This is a genomic window from Sphingobacterium sp. NPDC055346, from assembly GCF_053645235.1.
The window spans coordinates 735,629-753,015 of record NZ_JBSHMI010000001.1 but is presented as its reverse complement, the minus strand read 5'-3'; the positions used below and the strand labels follow the sequence as shown (position 1 = coordinate 753,015).

Here is a 17,387-nt window from a genome sequence, read left to right as displayed (position 1 = left end):
TAATATTCTTGTAGAGCCAATCAAGATGTTATGCAATAAATTATCATTATCAATTTGTTATCTCTTTTCTTTGCTTCGTTAAATTTCTTTCCGAATATTTATTATTGGGCATATAATCATTGGCTGATGGATAAAGGAAAGGTAATCAGGATTTTGATGTGCATGCTGCCCATCTTTATTCTGTCTTGTAAGCAGGTGAGAACCAATTTTTGTATTCGAGATTTTAAGAAAGAATTTAGGCGGAGTGTATCCGAAGGGAAGATTGATTTCCAGCAGATGAACTGTTTTCCTTGGGATACCTTGATGATCTTGGCTCCCTATCATTACAGTGATCAGATCAAAGAAGAAACTGGTCTGGTTATCCCGGGGTATTTAAGCAGTGTAAATGCAGAAAAAGCCTTTTTGGTATTTTTGGAGAGGAGAAATATCCAAAGGATTATTCCCATTTCGCAGCAGGATCTGGATCTCGGTTCCTATATCCGCCAAAAAGCTTTTTCTGCAAGTTTCCTGGTTATGGACAGGAAAGATTGTGGCTCTATTATTCTTGAGAATTAATCTTCTTTGCTTTCCTGTTTTTTCTGATTCTCTGGATTGCCCACAACACGAGGATAACAATTGTCCACACTGGCCATAAGCTGATGATGCCTAAAGCTATGGTCTGGATCATATTCCAGCCAAAAACCAATGAATCCTTGATTTTTACCCAAAAGGAATTACTGCCCATTGGGAGATTAGCTTGGTATTCAAAAAGATTGATGGTAATTGTGCTGTAGTCTACCTGATTGCTCAGATTTCGCATGGTCGCTTCACTACTCTCAATATCTTCCTGCAATTGTCGGATCTGTTCTTGGATTTCAAGTAGGTCCTTTACATTTTTCGCGCTGCTGACCATATTCTGATAGCGTTCAAGGAATGCTCTTTTGCTTTTCAGCCTTGATTCTATGTCATAGTATTCAATGGATACATCATTGGCACTGATGTTTTTCTCAGTGACTTTATCCTCTCCTTTTTCCAGTTCATTCAAGAAATGGTCAAAGGCATTTGCTGGGACACGGATGCTGAGGTTATAGGAGGTGAAATCATTGTTGTTATTCGTGGTTTCTTGTTCGTAATAAGCATTGTGTTTTTTTAACAGCGCATCCAGACTGGCTTTACTTTGCTCAATTTTTTTGGATTCTAGTGATATGTTCCCTGTACGGATGATCTTGGCTTTTGAATTTTGTTGATTCTGAAGCGGCTCATTTTGTGGGGCTTCATTTCTATCAGCGGAAGTGCCTTTCAACATTCTGGCTTCTGGAGCAGGTATGTTATCTTCAAGGGTTACAATTTCTACATTCGCAGCGTTAGCTTGAGATTCATTCTGTTTATTTGAGCATGCTCCCATTGCTAGTAGCATAACGAGGAGCCAAAAATAATTTCTTTTCATATTGTAAGTTTATAGGGTGATGCAGGAATTTTGGAAATTCCATAAATTGAAACAAATAAAAAAAGGGCCATGGCCCTTTTTTATTTGTTTCAACAATAGTTTATTTCAATGCAGCTTTCACTTTTGGAATGATTTGGTTTCCGTAAAGTTCAATGGCTTTCATCATTTTACTGTGATCTGGGCTACCCACATCGGTATGTGCAGAGAACCTGGTCAATCCAAAGGTTTCTTGGATCTGTAAGATTTTGTCTACGGATTCATTGACATCGGCCACGATCAGGTGCCCATGGTTTGAACGTCCATAGTCATATTGTGTTCTTTGGTATGGAGGCCATCCTCTTGATGCTCCGATTCGGTTCATCTGTGCAGAATAATATGGGTAATACCAATCAGCTATTTCTTTGGAATTTTCTCCAAAGAAGGAGTGCATATGCACACCGACTTGGTATTTGCTCATGTCGTGACCATTATCTTGGTAAGCTTGTTCATAGATTTCAAATAGAGGTTTGAAATTGATCGGCGAGCCGCCAATAATGGCGAACATGACCGGTAGGCCCAATCTACCTGCGCGGATTACGGATTCGGTCGTACCGCCTACAGCTATCCAGATCGGTAATTTATCATTGACCGCTCTTGGGTAGATGCTTTGATTGATCAAGCTGGCACGGTGTTTACCGGTCCAGTTGACGGTCTGTGAATTGTTGATACGAAGCAGAAGGTCCAGTTTTTCTTCAAATAGTGTGCTGTAGTCTTTTAAGTCATATCCAAAAAGTGGGAATGATTCAATGAAAGACCCACGTCCGGCCATGATTTCTGCCCTACCGTTTGAAATCAAGTCCACGGTTGCAAAATCCTGGTATAGTTTGACAGGGTCAGACGAGCTCAATACAGAAACTGCTGATCCTAGTTTGATTCTTTTTGTCACAGTTGCTGCTGCAGCAAGCACAATTTCAGGTGCCGCAACAGCGTAATCTGCACGGTGGTGTTCACCCATTCCAAAGAAATCAACACCCACTTCATCCATCAATTTGATTTCTTCTATTATTTCCTGTAGCCTTTGTTTCGGCGCTTGTATTTTCCCAGTTTGAGAGTCAATTTGCAAGTCCCCAAACATGCCTATTCCTAATTCCATCTGTTTTTCCTTTCTTATATTAGTCTACAAAAATACAACCTGAATTGTTCTTAACTGTTGATTTATGATAAGAAGTGAAAGTGTAATGAATTCTTAACCTAATTTCAGTTATTTTTTAATGAAGGGGATTTATTTTTAAGCTCTTAACTGCTTGAAATGCTTCAATACTGGCGTTCGTTTCTCCATTTATTTTATCCAGAGTTGTGCATGGGTTGTAACGCGACCTTGATTGCACAAGAAGAGATTATCTGTACCTCCTGTTTATTTCATCTTCCTTATACGGCATTCCATATGGATTCAAATAATGAAGCCATGCAATTACTGAAGGGGAAGTTTCAGTTCGAATTTGCTGCCTGCATGCTGCATTTGCGATCAGGCTCCATTGTGGAAAAATTGATCTATAACCTAAAGTATAATAATCATCCTCAAGTGGGGGAATATTTGGGGACGAAGTATGGAACAAGCTTACGGGAATCTCCATACTTTGCTAAGATAGATATGATCGTTCCGGTTCCGCTCCATCCTAAAAGATTGCTGAAACGGGGATATAACCAAAGCGAATGCATTGCAGCGGGTTTGTCGCTGGGCATGGATGTTCCAGTCAATACTCGATTGCTACATCGTGGGAGATATCAAAAAAGTCAGACCAAGATGTACCGATCAGACCGTATCGGCAATGTTGCAGATTCCTTTTATTGTAAAAATGGAGAGCAATGGGCTGATAGCCATATCCTTTTGGTAGACGATGTGTTGACCACCGGCGCGACGATGGCGGCTGCTGCGGAAGCATTGATCAACCACATTCCCCATTGTAAGATTTATATTGTCAGCATCGGTCGGGCCTAAACTTGCTTATTGCAGGGCCAGACCATGGACGCTTCAGGATCAGGAATATTGAAACTTTCTGTTGTATAATAACAGATAGCTAAAAAGAGCCATTCCAATTCCTACATAATCAGCGAAAATATCCCACCAATCAGCTTGTCTTGAATCTGTAAAATACATCTGGGCTCCTTCGGTAAAGAAAGCGAAGAAAGAGGCCACACAGAAAACGATGATAAAGGTTTTAACTTTTGTTGCTCTTCTTTTGGTATCAACCACTCTTCCAAAAAGGATTAAAGTAGTCAATAAGTAGAAGCTACCGGTATGGACCAGCTTGTCAAATCCTTGAAAAAAACCTTCCGTTGGAAAGTCATTCGCGGGCAACAATAAGAGGAGCATCATTATAATGGCCCAAATAATTGCCCATGCATAGTTTATTATCCAATTCATTGTTGATAAAAATCGTATTTAAATGTCAGATTAAAAAGCTTTTGCATCAATTTTTTTGTCTTCCAACAAGCTGTTAGATATTTTGATAAAAAATTATTTAGCTGTAAATCAATTGATTATGGTGTTATTATGAAAAAATATAGTACTATGTATTGCAAAGTACCATCCAAAGGATATATCTTTGTATTGTTATGATAGCTGAAAATACACAAACCCAAATGAGGAAAGGAATACTGGAATACTGTATTCTTTCAATTATTTCTCGGGGAGAAATATATGCCTCAGACATTATCAGCGAATTAAAAAAAGCTGAATTGTTGGTGGTTGAAGGAACACTATATCCATTACTTACCAGATTGAAAAATAACGGTCTATTAAGTTACATCTGGAAAGAGTCTACTTCAGGTCCACCAAGAAAATATTACCAGATTACTTCCGAGGGGATGGAAGTATTGAAACGATTGGATGTTACTTGGAAAGAATTGGTCTTTGCGGTGGAGACATCCTTAGAAAACAGAGAAATTTAACGATACCATTAACTAAATACAGCCATGAACAAAACTATAATCATCAATATAAACAGTATCGTCTTTCATATCGAGGAAGATGCATATGAAATTCTTCGATCCTATATGATCGAAATCAAAAGGCACTTCGGCAATTCTGAAGATAGCCGAGAGATTCTTGAAGACATTGAGAACCGTATTGCGGAAATGTTTTCTGAACGTATCCAAACAGGTCGCAAGGAAGTGATCAACCGTGAGGATGTCGATCAGGTCATTGCGCAAATGGGAAGGGTAAGTGACTTTGAGTCTGAAATCGGCGATGAGCCACGTGTAGAAAACGAACCTAGAGCTGCTTTTGCAGATCAGGCTGATCCTGCGGGCAACTTCCAATCTGAGCAACAAGCTGAACAAGAGCCAGGACATGAGCAAGCAGCTGATCCTAGTTTCACAGAATACTTGACTTCGAAGAAGTTAATGCGTGACATGGACGACAAGGTGCTGAGCGGGGTTTGTAGTGGATTATCGCATTATTTCAATATTGAAGCGAAGTGGGTAAGGATCATCTTTATTTTGTTCTTCTTGTTCGGTGGATCAGGAGTGCTATTGTACTTCGTGATTTGGGCAGTAATGCCGAAGGCAGTGACACGTGCCGATAAATTGGCGATGCGTGGTGAACAGGCCAACCTGCACAATTTCAAGAAGTCTTTCGATGAAGAAATGAAAGGAGTTCGCGAAAATTTTTCGGGGGCCGGCGAGCATATTAGTCGAGGAGCTCGTTCGGTTGGAGACTCTTTAGGATCTTTTTTCTCGGTCATTGGAAAAATCTTAGCCGTGTTGGTGTTGATCTGGGCAGGCTTGAGCATCATTGGTCTCTTTGTGTTCTTTGTATTCAACGTGTTGAATATTATGGGCTACCAAAACCCAATGTTTTTCCCTCCACTTGAGGTGTTAGACCCTGCTTCAGCCTTGTTTGCCATCCTAGCGGGAACCCTTGCCATCATCATCCCATTATTGGCGCTGTTCTTCTTGTTATTGCGTGTTGTCTTCAAGACAAAACCAATGAACAACTATGCAAGTATGTCCCTATTGGCGGCTTGGATTGTATCTATTGTCATGATTTTATATTTCGTGGTGGTGACCAATCAAGATTTTGTGGAAGAGAGCACCATTTCCGTAGAGAAAACATTGGACAAAAAAGACACCTATGTGATTTCAGAGAATGATGTTCGCGTCATCAAAGCTTCCGATGAGGACTTTAGCAAGAATAAAATCAATCCGGACAAAGGAGGGATGTTGATCGGTAATTACTTGCGTAATGATATTTCTGTCCACATTGAGTCGATTGACTCCTTGAAGACACCATATATCCAATATAACTATATCGCAAAAGGATCTTCCTATGCAGCAGCATCGGCTAGAGCTTCCAAGATTTCTTATAGGGTCAACCAAAATGCGGAGAACCTAATGTTCGATAGTCATTTTGCACTGGAAGACAAACAATTGATCCGTGATCAGCATGTGAGAATGAACCTTTACTTGCCAGTTGGAACTAAAGTTCTATTGAACAAGAATATGGAGTGGAAAGTACGCGATATATGGGCAAATGAATGTCACGGAAAAGAAGAATCTAAATTTTCTGAGTGGATCATGACGAAAAATGGCTTGAAATGCATCTTAAAATTAGAAGAGGAGAAAGCCAAGGAAGCAGAAGAGTTGAAGAAGGAAGCGGAGGAAGAATTAGAAAAGACAAAAAAAGAAGATAAGAAAGCAACCTCTGAGGAAGAAGAATCGTCTTCAGAGGAGAACAACGCATAAGGGGCAATAGAATACTAACATAAAAAAACTAATCAAAATTACATTAATACCTAAGAAAATGGGAAGAATAATTACCATACTGATCCTCTTTCTGGCGGCAGTAGCTAGCAAAGCTATAGCCAGCCCTGAGGCGCAGGATACAGATATCAAGGGGCGGGTCCTGAACCAGGACAAACAACCATTAGCCTCAGCATCAGTATATTTAATGTCATCGACGGCGAATGTATTGATCAAAAGTGCGGTTACAGATGAGAATGGGGTTTATACCATCATCAAAGCTCCGAAAGGATCCTATTATATCGAAGTTAGTTCAGTAGGCTACAGCAAGGGCAAATCTGCAGTCTTTGAATTAGGCGATAAAACCTATGAAGTTGAAGATATCGTGATGGGGACAAGCAGTCAAGCGATTGAGGCAGTTACCGTTCAAGGACAATTACCAATGGTCCAGAATGTAAATGGCAAATTAGTGTTGAACGTAGAGAATTCAACATTGGCGGCCGGTAACAATGCCTTGGAAGTTGTAAAGCGTGCGCCTGGGGTAAGTGTGGATAAGGATGATAATCTGCAATTGATGGGGCAGCAAGGGGTGAATGTCACTATTGATGGCAGACAGACCTTTATGACCGGAGAGCAATTGACGAACTTCTTAAAGTCAACCGATGCCGGTCAGATCAAGAGTGTAGAGGTGACTACGACAAGGTCTGCTAAAGACGATGCAGAAGGTGCGGTAGGTACCATCAATATCGTGCTGAAAAAGAACAGGACCGAAGGTTTCAATGGATCATTTGTGGCGAGTGCGGCACATGGTAAGCACTTCAGAGGGAATAGCTCGTTGAACCTGAACTATAAAAAGAACAATACCACTTTATTTGGTTCCTATGCGTATACCAATAATAAAGAGGAGAATGAAATCCAGATCATGCGTGAGATCAGCGGTGGTAACAAAACCACATTTTTCGATCAAAATGCATCGATGATCGAGGACAACAACAACCATAACTATAGGTTAGGTATTGAGCAGAAGACTTCTGACCGCAATACCATGATGCTTCAGTTATCTGGAAACAGATATGCAGAAGATTCTGAAAACAGGAGTAGAACTGATATCGGCTTTACACCGACAAGTATTGACTCGGTTTTGAGATCGCCATCCTTCAATAAGATGAGTTTGGATAGGATGTCCTTAAACTTCAATAACGAATTCAAGATGGATACCCTAGGTCAGAAATTGACTTTAGATCTTGACTGGAGCACCTTTGAAAACCGTTCTAACATGAACTATACCTATAGGACTGAGAAATTGGATGGTGAACTTTATAAACCAGAGGAGCGTGAGCGAAGCAATATGCCAACGGATATCGATATCTATGTGGGTAAATTGGATTACGTAAAACCATTCAAAAAAGGAAGTCTAGAGGCCGGTGTGAAATACAGTAATGTGAAATCCGACAACAATATGGTTTTCGATCAATTGAATGGGGATACTTGGGAAAATGTAGCCAATAAGTCTAACCACTTTATCTATACAGAGCAAATCTCTGCTGGATACTTAGATTATAGCCGACCTTTTGGAAAATGGACTGCGAAGGTTGGTCTGCGTGCAGAATACACCATTTCTGATGGTAATTCAGTGACCAATAATGATCGGGTAAAGCGTGATTATCTGGACTTTTTCCCATCTGCAAATATCGGTTATAACCTAAGTGATAATCATATTTTTTCTTTAGGCTATGCCAAGAAGATCACACGTCCAAATTATCGTTTCTTGAATCCGTTCAGGTATTATATTGATAAATTGACCTATCAACAGGGTAACCCTTATATCAATCCGCAATATACGCATGGATTTACATTGAACTATACCTTGATGAAGATGTTCAACTTTACTTTGGGTACCGATATAACCAATGATGCGATGGTTGAAAGTATGGGGCAGGATTCCGTTACGAATACAACCTGGGTAACCAGGGAGAACCTTGGTAAATCCTTGACTTCTTATTTAAACTTGAACCTTCCATTCAGAATTGGCAAGATCTGGACCATGAACAACAATATTACCGGTATCTATATGCACTTTAAGGGTCCGATTGCAGGACATGAGGTGGATAATGGATCGTTCTTCGTACAGGCAAACAGTTTCAATAGCTTCAAGTTGAATCCACAGTGGTCATTAGAAGCATCCATCAACGGGAATACACCTTTTGTATACAACTTGTTTAAGATACATGGAAGGGTTTCAGGAGATATCGGGGCTAACTATAACTTCAAAGACCAGAAAAGCTCATTGAAATTGGCTGTAACCGACGTGTTCCGTAGCAATAGAAATAACTTGTCTACTGACTTCCACGAGTTTCAATCGAGGATTCGTCAGTACCATGACAATCAAACAGTACGCCTTACTTTCACTTACAAATTCGGAAACCTAAAACAACAGATCCGAAAAAGCGACTCGAGAAACGAGGAAAAAGACAGAGTAGGCAACTAATAAAGAACTTTGTTTCAATGTTTAGTTAATGAGGTCCTAGACTCCCAGTCTGGGGCCTTGGTTTTTTTTGGTAGTATTTAGTATTAAGTATTTAGTATTTAGACCTGGGGCTACTAACCCAACTCCAACTTAATACGCAAGAAAATCAATCTAAATACTAAATACTAACTACTAAATACTAACTACTAAATACTAGACACTAAATACTACTCTGAAAAACAGTCTTAATACTAAATACTAGCTACTAAATACTAAATTTGTTTCATGAAACTAAATCAAATCGTTGTTTTTTGTGCTTCGAGTCCTGGCTTTGATGGGACTTTTGTGAAAGCTGCAGAGGAAGTTGGGAAAGTTTTTGTGGACCGTGGGATAACCTTAGTTTATGGTGGAGGTAGAGTTGGCTTGATGGGAGCGGTTGCAGATGCGGTCATGGAAAACGGAGGTCAGGTTATAGGGGTAATTCCTCAGTTTTTGAACAGTAAGGAGATTGGTCATAGTGAGATTACGCAGTTGATCGAAGTGGATACCATGCATGAGAGGAAGGCGAAGATGAATGCCTTATGTGATGCGGTCATTGCGCTTCCCGGTGGTTTTGGAACAATGGAGGAGTTGTTTGAAATGACGACCTGGGGTCAATTGGGCCTGCATAAAAAACCTATCGGGATCCTGAATGTAGATGGTTTTTATGATCATTTGATTGCATTTATCCAACATATGGTTGATACGGGGCTGTTGAAAGAGGAAAACCAAAGGATGATCATGTATTCGGACAAGATCGAAGACTTGTTGGAACAAATGGAGGCCTATGAAGCTCCACCTGTTCCAAAATGGTTGAATCTGGAAAAATCTTGATCTAACCTTGTTTCTTGAAAGGGAAATAGGCTTTGGCATTGTAATAACAGATGTCCTGTACGATCTTGCCAATCCACTTCATATCATGCGGTAATTCACCATTGACGATATCCTCTGCGAAAATATTGCAGAGTAACCTTCTAAAATATTCATGTCTTGGGAATGACAGGAAACTACGGGAGTCGGTCAACATCCCTACAAATCGGCTGATCAACCCAATGTTTGAAAGACTGTTGATCTGTTTTGTCATCCCGTCTTTTTGGTCATGGTACCACCATGCTGAACCATATTGTATCTTGCCAGCTGTAGTTCCATCATTGAAATTGCCACACATTGCGGCAAACAGGTCATTGTCGGATGCATTCAGATTGTATAGGATTGTTTTACCCAATTTTTCTTTCGCAGCCAAGCGGTCTAAGAATTTTACCAAGCCCAAACCTTGGGAATAGTCGCCGATACTATCAAATCCGGTATCAGGTCCCAGTTTTTTCAAGGAGCCGGAATTTGTGTTACGGAATGCCCCTACATGAAATTGCTGAACCCAATTCTTTTCATTGTCCCATTCTGCAAAATGAAGCAATAATGCGGATTTAAATTTATTGATTTCCTCTAGCGTCAAATCATTGCCCTGTCTAACCTTAGTGAAGATGTTGGAGATTTCCGCCTCTGTGAAATCTTCTGCATATAGGTGACTCAAGCCATGGTCAGAAACACAACAGCCGTTCTGGGCAAAGAAGTCATGTCGGGATTTTAGGGCATCGAGGTAATCTTGCAGATTGTTGATATCGCTATTGGCTACCTCTCCTAGTCGGTTTACATATTGGTTGAAAGCTTCTTTGTTCTCCGGACTCATAGCCTTATCAGGTCGAAAAGCGGGGAACATATCAAATTTACCTGGGTTCTTGGCATAAGCCTGATGGAACTCCAGAGAGTCGATAGGGTCATCTGTAGTACAGATGGTTTCCACTTTCATCTGTTCCAATAACCCATGGACCGACATATTGGGTTGTGCCAAATCTTGGTTGGCTTTTTCGAAAACAGCATCAGCATTGTCGGCAGATAGGAGGTCATGAATGCCAAAATAGCGTTGCAATTCGAGATGGGTCCAATGGTATAATGGGTTTCTTAAGGTATAAGGGACTGTTTCGGCCCATTTTTGAAACTTTTCTTGGTCACTTGCGGCACCTGTAATAAATTTTTCGTCGATCCCATTTGCGCGCATGGCTCTCCATTTGTAATGGTCGCCATGTAACCAAATTTCAGTGATATTTGAAAATTGTTTATTGGCAGCCACCTCGTTAGGTGGTAAGTGATTATGATAATCTATAATAGGTAGTTCTTTTGCATAGTCATGGTAAAGCTCTTCTGCCACTCGGCTTTGCAAAAGAAAATTTTCATCCAAGAATGGTTTCATACGCTATGATTGTTAGATTTTAAGTTTAGAATTGACAGAGCTTGAAAATAAGTAATTCTGCGCAAAAAGCTAACAAAAAGCTATTAAAAATGTTATATTTATAATAAAAGGATAAACACAAGCATTGAATATGAAAACTACCTTATTAATTACATTGATAGTCTTTTGCTCACAACTGGGCTTTAGTCAGACGAAATTGACTCAACTTTGGGAGTCTAAGGAACAGCTTCCTACCCCAGAATCGGTTTTATATTCGCCAGAGAAATCGGCTTTGTACGTGTCATTGATAGACGGAGATGGCGTTGCAAAGGATGGAAAGGGCGGAGTGGCCATTTTGAATTTGGACGGAAGTCTAAAGGATGCGACTTGGGTGCAAGGACTGAATGCTCCTAAAGGTTTGGCCATGCATAAAGACTTGCTTTATGTTGCTGATATTGATGAAGTCGTGGTGATCGACATGATTACCGGTAATGTCATCAACCAAATTAAGATCCCTGATGCACAATTCTTGAATGATGTCACTGTGGACAACAATGGAAAGGTCTATGTCTCTGATACCAGGAAAGGAGAGATTCACCTGATCCATAATAATAAACCATCTCTTTTCATGAAAGATGTAAAGGATGTCAATGGACTACGTGTTATTGATGGTGTGTTGTATGCGATGGCAGGTCCTGAATTATGGAAAATTGACGCCAATAAAAATCATACTGTCGTGGCTAAAGGATTGCAATTGGGTGGTGATGGATTAGAGCCTGTTGGTGATGGCAGTTATTTGGTGACTTGTTGGGGAGGATTAATCTATCATATCGCAGCAAACGGAACGGTAACTGAACTGTTAGATGTAAGGGATAAGATGAAAACTGCGGATTTAGGATACAACCAAAAAGAGAAAATCTTGTATGTTCCAACCTTCTTGAACAATAGCGTTGTGGCGTATAAGTTAGACTAAAACAATAATTAAGACATAAAAAAAGGATTCAAGCCATAACTTGAATCCTTTTTTATTATTTCAGGATCTCCCTGAGCTTATTGTTGAGTTCGTCGCCATGCAGGTTTCGTGCTACAACTTTTCCTTCAGGATCCACCAAGATATTTTGCGGAATGGCTTTCACGCCATAAGCTAGACTTGCTGAGTTGTTCCAGCCCTGAAGATCGGAAACATGCTTCCAAGTCAGGTTGTCATCTTTTACTGCTTTTGCCCAAGGTTCAAATTCCTTATCAAATGATACTCCTAAGATTTCGAAGTTTTTATCCTTGAATTCAGCATAAGTCTTGACCAACTTAGGGTTTTCTTCACGGCAGGGAGGACACCAGGAAGCCCAAAAATCAATGAGTACATATTTACCTTTCAGATCCGATAGGGAATATGGTTCACCTGCTAAATCAAATTGGGTGATGCTTGGCGATTTTTTGCCAGGCAGGGTATTCTTTAGGGCGTCCAAATAGCGATCAAATATTTTACCTTCGGTGGATTTCTTGACTTTTTTATCCAACGTCTTGAATAGATCGGCCAATTCCTGGTATTCTGGGAAATAGCCACCCACTCTTTGGATTAGACGGATTGAGCTTACCTCCTTGGGATTTGCCTTTACTTGTGCAATGAGTTCTTCCTTGGTTTGTGCGAACAAAAGACTCGGTATAAATGCTATTAAAAATATTAATTTCTTCATTTTGTGAATTATGATTTCCAAAATTATCAATAATCTACCAAACAAGTAGATTATTTTTTGTAAAATTCTCATAGATAGAGTCAATTATTTAAAATTTTATTAATAAATAAATATCTGTCTGTTTTAATAATTATTGATTAAAATAATTGCTGTAGCTGTGATTTTCGTTGAAAACGGTTACAAAATCAAAAAGATTTGCATTTTATGCACGTACAGCCTTATAAATTGTTAAATTTGAGGCTCACTAAGGTATTTTTCAATTTAAATGGCAAGATTAAATTTATTAGAGGAAACCCGCTTTGAGAAAGTTCCAGTAACGGTATACCCCTCTCAAGACGAAGCTTCTGTTAAAGTTGCTGAGCGCATCGCTGCTATCATTAAAGATAAGCATGCAAAAGGGGAAAAGGCAGTTTTAGGTCTAGCGACCGGAGCAACGCCAGTAAAAGTCTACAAAGAACTTGTGAGAATGCACAAGGAAGAGGGATTAAGCTTCCAAAACGTTGTTACTTTCAACTTGGATGAGTATTACCCGATGCTTCCGACTGCAGAACAAAGTTATGTAGCATTCATGAACAAGCATTTGTTCAATCATGTTGATATTCCCAAAGAGAACATCAATATTCCAGATGGAACACTTGCAGAAGACAAGGTTCAGGCTTTCTGTGAAGGCTATGAACAGAAAATCTCCAGCTTAGGAGGTTTAGATATCCAATTATTGGGTATTGGTCGTACAGGACACATTGGTTTCAATGAACCAGGGTCTGCGCCAAACTCAGGTACTCGCTTGGTCACCTTAGATGACCTTACAAGAAGAGATGCTTCACGCGACTTCGGTGGTAAGGAAAATGTACCAACAAAAGCGATTACCATGGGTGTAGGTACGATTTTCAAAGCCAAGGAAATTGTATTGATGGCATGGAACGAGAAGAAAGCTGAAATCGTGAAGAAAGCGGTTGAAGGGGAAATTTCTTCTGATATTCCTGCGACTTATCTTCAGATGTCTGATCATGTTGAGTTTGTCTTGGATGAAGATGCTGCTTCAGCCTTGACCCGCTTTAACCTTCCTTGGTTGGCGCATGATGTGGTATGGACAGACAAATTAGTTAAAAAAGCAGTTGTTTGGCTTTCATTGCATTTGGATAAAGCTATCCTGAAACTTACCGATGATGACTATAACAATAATGGTATGGCTCAATTAATTACTGAGCAAGGTACTGCTTATAGCATCAACATCCGTATTTTCAATGAATTACAACGTACCATTACAGGTTGGCCAGGTGGTAAACCAGGTGTGGATGATTCTAACCGCCCTGAAAGAGCTGAACCAGCACAAAAGAATGTAATCTTATTTTCTCCACACCCTGATGATGATGTGATCTCAATGGGAGGTACTTTCATTCGTTTGGCTGATCAAGGTCATAATGTACATGTGGCTTATCAAACTTCTGGTAATACCGCTGTTTGGGACGATGATGTGTTACGTTATTTGGAATTCGTTCAAGACTATGCGGTAGTCGTGGAAGATGATAATGGCGTTACGCGTAAGATCTATGATGAGGCTCGTGAATTCTTTAAAGTTAAAAAGCCTAATCAAGTAGACCCTGAAATCATTAGAACGATCAAAGGACTTATCCGTAAGGGTGAAGCTATTGCTGGAGCTCGTTTCGTAGGCCTTCCTGATGAGAATATCCACTTTATGGACCTTCCGTTCTATGATCGCGGTAAATTCTCTAAGGAGATCGATTTTGAAGATGATATTCAGCAGACCATGGAATTGCTTCGCCAAGTGAAACCTCAACAGGTTTTTGCTGCCGGTGACTTTGCAGATCCACATGGTACCCATAAAGTTTGTTTCGATATTATCCTGGAAGCTTTATTGCGATTGAGAGAAACCGACGAATGGACTAAAGATTGTTGGTTATGGTTATATAGAGGTGCATGGCACGAATATCCGATCCATGATATCGAAATGGCGGTTCCACTTTCTCCACAAGAGGTGAAACGCAAAAGGTTGGCAATCTTCAAACACCAATCTCAAAAAGATCTTCCTGTATTCCCAGGAGATGATCCAAGAGAGTTTTGGGTTCGTGCTGAAGATCGTACTAGCGAAACAGCTGGATTGTACCACCAATTAGGATTGGCGAACTATGAAGCTATCGAAGCTTTTGTTCGTTGGAAATTCTAATCCAGGTACAAATAGATATTAGATAAGCTGTCCCTTTCGAGGGACAGCTTATTTTTTTGGTAAAAATTTCGGAATGTGAATGTTTTTATCGGATTGTTTATTTTTTTAATGTTACCCCGACATTACTTTTGCAGCACTATTTAGAATCAGCACAAATAAATACCATGAAAACATCATATCTACTTGCTCTGCTTGGAGCGACTACGATCTACACTGCCGCCAATGCTCAAACGACTGTAAAAGGGAAAGTTAGTAGCAATAACAATGAATCGATCTCCGGACTGAACATCAAAGTCAAGGATAAAGTTACCATGTCTGATGAGAATGGTTACTTTGAACTATATGTTCCTTATCCAGGTACCTTCAATCTGGAAGTAACTGGCGTTGGGTATGTAAAGGAGTCGGTATTCGTTAATCCAAAGTAAACAAACACAAATCTGGGTACTATCGTAATTAAGCCAGCTAATCACAACATCCAAGAAGTGGAAGTGACAGGATATAATTCTTTAAATGATAAAGTCCTTAATGTTGGAAAGGCTGGAATCCTAGACCGTGATTTACCGCAAGCGGTTCAGATTGTCAATGCGCAAGTGATCGAAGATCAGCAAATCAATAGGTTGAGCGATGCCTTAAAGAATGCCAATGGGGTAGCTATGGGAGCAAATCGTGGTGGTGTTAATGAGAATTTCTTTGCGCGAGGTTATAGCCTAGGGTCCAATAATATCTTTAAGAACGGTGCACGTACGAACAATGGTGGATCCATTGAAGCCAGTACTTTAGAGTCTGTTGAGATCTTAAAAGGGAGTGCTGCTATTCTGTATGGAGGTGTTACTGGAGGGGCAGTAGTAAACTTGGTGACCAAAAAGCCCAAATTTGAATATGGTGGAGAGGTATCCATGCGTATGGGGAGTTATAACCAATACAAGCCTATCGTGGATGTGTATGGCCCGATTTCAGATAAACTAGCTTTTCGGGTTGTCGGAACAGGAGAATATGCAGAAAGTTATAGGGATTATGTTGAAAGCAAGAGATATTATATCAATCCTTCCCTATTATATAAGATGTCGGAGAAATCCAGTTTGAACTTTATGTTTGATTACTTGAAATCAGATTATACGCCTGATTTTGGAATAGGTTCAGTGGATGGAAAGATCAATAAGGAGGTCGGTAGAAATACCTTTATCAATACGCCTTGGGCATTCAATAAAACCAATTCTTCGAATGGACAGATCAATTTTGAGCATGTCTTTTCAGATAACTGGAATTTACAGGCCATAGCCAGTTACCAACAATATGGTCGCGATTATTATGGATCTGAACGTATCCAAGCCAAAGCTACAGGAATGGCCGCTCGTGCTTTAAATAGGACTGAGCAAGATGAACTAAGTTTCAACCAGCAATTGAACGTGAAAGGGAATGTGCAAACGGGAAATATAAAACATCAGATCTTAATTGGAGCTGATGCAGATCAATCCAATACCAAAAACTATGCTTTCAATATCTATGGGGCAGGATTGGACAATAAACCAAGTACAGGATACGATAGCATCAATGTTTTTAATCCCTATACCGCTATGATGCGTTCCGATATGCCAGGTGTTGATTTGAAAACAAGAACTACAACCGATATCAACCGTTATGGAGTCTTTGCACAAGACTTGATTTCCTTGACTAAGGAGTTTAAAATCCTTGCTGGGATCCGATATACTTATCAAAAAACCAAGAATGCAGAGGTGTATGACTATGCAACTGGAGAAACGACAGTAACGCCTAACAAAGGTAAAGATGGCGAAGATATGGGAAGTAAGGTAGATAAAGCATGGTCTCCAAAGTTGGCCTTGATCTATCAGCCTATTTCGACCATGAGCATCTATGCTAGTTATGCGAATAACTTCACTTCAAACTCAGGTTATGATTTAAATTTCCAACCTATGGGTCCATCATTGATCGATCAGTATGAAGCTGGTGTTAAGAATGATTTCTTCAATGGCAGACTATCGGCAAACCTGACCTGGTACAGAATTCAGAACAATAAGTTTGCACAGACCATCATTGAAGCTGACGGAACGGTAAAAGATCCTAACATGAAAGAATTTACCGGAAAGACTGCCTCTGATGGTGTTGAGTTAGATTTGACCGGTAAAATTGCCGAAGGCCTGAACGTTATGGCCGGATATAGTTACAACTTTATGCGTTATTTGGAAACCAATGAAAACGGAAATGTAGAAGGGGTTCGCTTGGTAGGAACAACAGCGCATTCTGCGAATGGAACTGTATTCTATACCCTTCAAAATGGGAGTTTCAAAGGGCTGAAACTAGGATTCTCGACATTCTATACAGGTAAGAGAAATGCAGGTTGGAACAACAGCAAAGTAAATGAGAAAGAAGGTGTAAACAGATTGATCGCAGTGGATCCATTTACGACATTTGATTTCTCAGCTGGATATACCTATAAAAACTGGAGCATCTTAGGAAAGGTTAGCAATATCGGAAATGCCTTTAACTATTACGTGCATGAGAACTATAGTGTGAACCCGATTCCACCAAGAAGTTTTACCGGTACATTGAGTTATAAATTTTAACCAATATCTATAAAGAGTAAAGCTGTTTACAATGAAGTAAACAGC

15 protein-coding genes are annotated in these 17,387 nt (G+C 39.9%); 10 read left to right on the top strand and 5 right to left on the bottom strand.

Annotated features, from left to right (window positions below):
• The first annotated feature begins 126 nt into the window (after nt 1-126).
• Entirely contained in the window at nt 127-555 is a 429-nt protein-coding gene (locus tag ACWICE_RS03220; protein ID WP_185215763.1) for a hypothetical protein, read from the top strand.
• Here ACWICE_RS03220 and ACWICE_RS03215 read toward each other — a convergent pair.
• Both ACWICE_RS03215 and ACWICE_RS03210 read right to left on the bottom strand, forming a co-directional pair.
• A complete protein-coding gene (locus ACWICE_RS03215) occupies nt 539-1,426 on the bottom strand; it encodes a DUF4349 domain-containing protein (RefSeq protein WP_454297622.1) in 888 nt (295 codons plus the stop codon). The two genes, ACWICE_RS03220 and ACWICE_RS03215, sit on opposite strands and share 17 nt — an antisense overlap.
• Before the next feature lie 100 nt (nt 1,427-1,526).
• Complete coding sequence (locus tag ACWICE_RS03210; RefSeq protein ID WP_454297621.1) at nt 1,527-2,558, bottom strand: LLM class flavin-dependent oxidoreductase; 1,032 nt, start codon at nt 2,556-2,558, stop codon at nt 1,527-1,529.
• A 207-nt stretch (nt 2,559-2,765) separates the two neighbouring features.
• Here ACWICE_RS03210 and ACWICE_RS03205 point away from each other — a divergent pair, with 207 nt between their 5' ends.
• Nucleotides 2,766-3,404, top strand: a complete 639-nt coding sequence (locus tag ACWICE_RS03205) for a ComF family protein (protein WP_454297620.1) — start codon at nt 2,766-2,768, stop codon at nt 3,402-3,404.
• Nucleotides 3,405-3,443: 39 nt separating this feature from the next.
• Here ACWICE_RS03205 and ACWICE_RS03200 read toward each other — a convergent pair whose 3' ends face one another.
• Nucleotides 3,444-3,830: a VanZ family protein gene (locus ACWICE_RS03200; RefSeq protein ID WP_185212879.1), complete on the bottom strand. Its 387-nt coding sequence runs from the start codon at nt 3,828-3,830 to the stop codon at nt 3,444-3,446.
• 191 nt (nt 3,831-4,021) lie between these two features.
• On the opposite strand from ACWICE_RS03200, the gene ACWICE_RS03195 reads away from it, so the two are divergent.
• From ACWICE_RS03195 to ACWICE_RS03180, 4 genes are all read left to right on the top strand, one after another.
• The gene (locus ACWICE_RS03195; RefSeq protein WP_185212880.1) at nt 4,022-4,357 is read left to right on the top strand and encodes a PadR family transcriptional regulator; all 336 of its coding nucleotides are present in this window, start codon (nt 4,022-4,024) and stop codon (nt 4,355-4,357) included.
• Between the two features lie 24 nt (nt 4,358-4,381).
• Nucleotides 4,382-6,151 (top strand): PspC domain-containing protein, encoded by a 1,770-nt coding sequence (locus tag ACWICE_RS03190; RefSeq protein WP_454297619.1) that lies wholly within the window; start codon nt 4,382-4,384, stop codon nt 6,149-6,151.
• A gap of 58 nt (nt 6,152-6,209) precedes the next feature.
• On the top strand, nt 6,210-8,636 hold the full coding sequence (locus ACWICE_RS03185) for a TonB-dependent receptor domain-containing protein (RefSeq protein WP_454297618.1): 2,427 nt from the start codon (nt 6,210-6,212) through the stop codon (nt 8,634-8,636).
• 264 nt (nt 8,637-8,900) lie between these two features.
• Nucleotides 8,901-9,488 (top strand): LOG family protein, encoded by a 588-nt coding sequence (locus ACWICE_RS03180; protein WP_454291481.1) that lies wholly within the window; start codon nt 8,901-8,903, stop codon nt 9,486-9,488.
• 1 nt (nt 9,489) lies between these two features.
• Here the strand turns inward: ACWICE_RS03180 and uxaC are convergent, their stop codons facing one another.
• A complete protein-coding gene (gene uxaC, locus ACWICE_RS03175) occupies nt 9,490-10,902 on the bottom strand; it encodes a glucuronate isomerase (protein ID WP_313262386.1) in 1,413 nt (470 codons plus the stop codon).
• A gap of 130 nt (nt 10,903-11,032) precedes the next feature.
• Here uxaC and ACWICE_RS03170 point away from each other — a divergent pair, with 130 nt between their 5' ends.
• On the top strand, nt 11,033-11,854 hold the full coding sequence (locus tag ACWICE_RS03170) for an SMP-30/gluconolactonase/LRE family protein (RefSeq protein WP_185212885.1): 822 nt from the start codon (nt 11,033-11,035) through the stop codon (nt 11,852-11,854).
• A 55-nt stretch (nt 11,855-11,909) separates the two neighbouring features.
• Here ACWICE_RS03170 and ACWICE_RS03165 read toward each other — a convergent pair whose 3' ends face one another.
• Nucleotides 11,910-12,575 carry a TlpA family protein disulfide reductase gene (locus tag ACWICE_RS03165; RefSeq protein ID WP_185212886.1) on the bottom strand — a complete coding sequence of 222 codons (666 nt, stop codon included), beginning with the start codon at nt 12,573-12,575 and terminating at the stop codon, nt 11,910-11,912.
• Nucleotides 12,576-12,840: 265 nt separating this feature from the next.
• Here ACWICE_RS03165 and nagB point away from each other — a divergent pair, with 265 nt between their 5' ends.
• From nagB to ACWICE_RS03150, 3 genes are all read left to right on the top strand, one after another.
• Complete coding sequence (gene nagB, locus ACWICE_RS03160) at nt 12,841-14,760, top strand: glucosamine-6-phosphate deaminase (protein ID WP_185212887.1); 1,920 nt, start codon at nt 12,841-12,843, stop codon at nt 14,758-14,760.
• Between the two features lie 164 nt (nt 14,761-14,924).
• Complete coding sequence (locus ACWICE_RS03155) at nt 14,925-15,185, top strand: carboxypeptidase-like regulatory domain-containing protein (protein ID WP_454297617.1); 261 nt, start codon at nt 14,925-14,927, stop codon at nt 15,183-15,185.
• 57 nt (nt 15,186-15,242) lie between these two features.
• Nucleotides 15,243-17,342 carry a TonB-dependent siderophore receptor gene (locus ACWICE_RS03150; protein ID WP_454297616.1) on the top strand — a complete coding sequence of 700 codons (2,100 nt, stop codon included), beginning with the start codon at nt 15,243-15,245 and terminating at the stop codon, nt 17,340-17,342.
• Nucleotides 17,343-17,387: the final 45 nt, after the last annotated feature.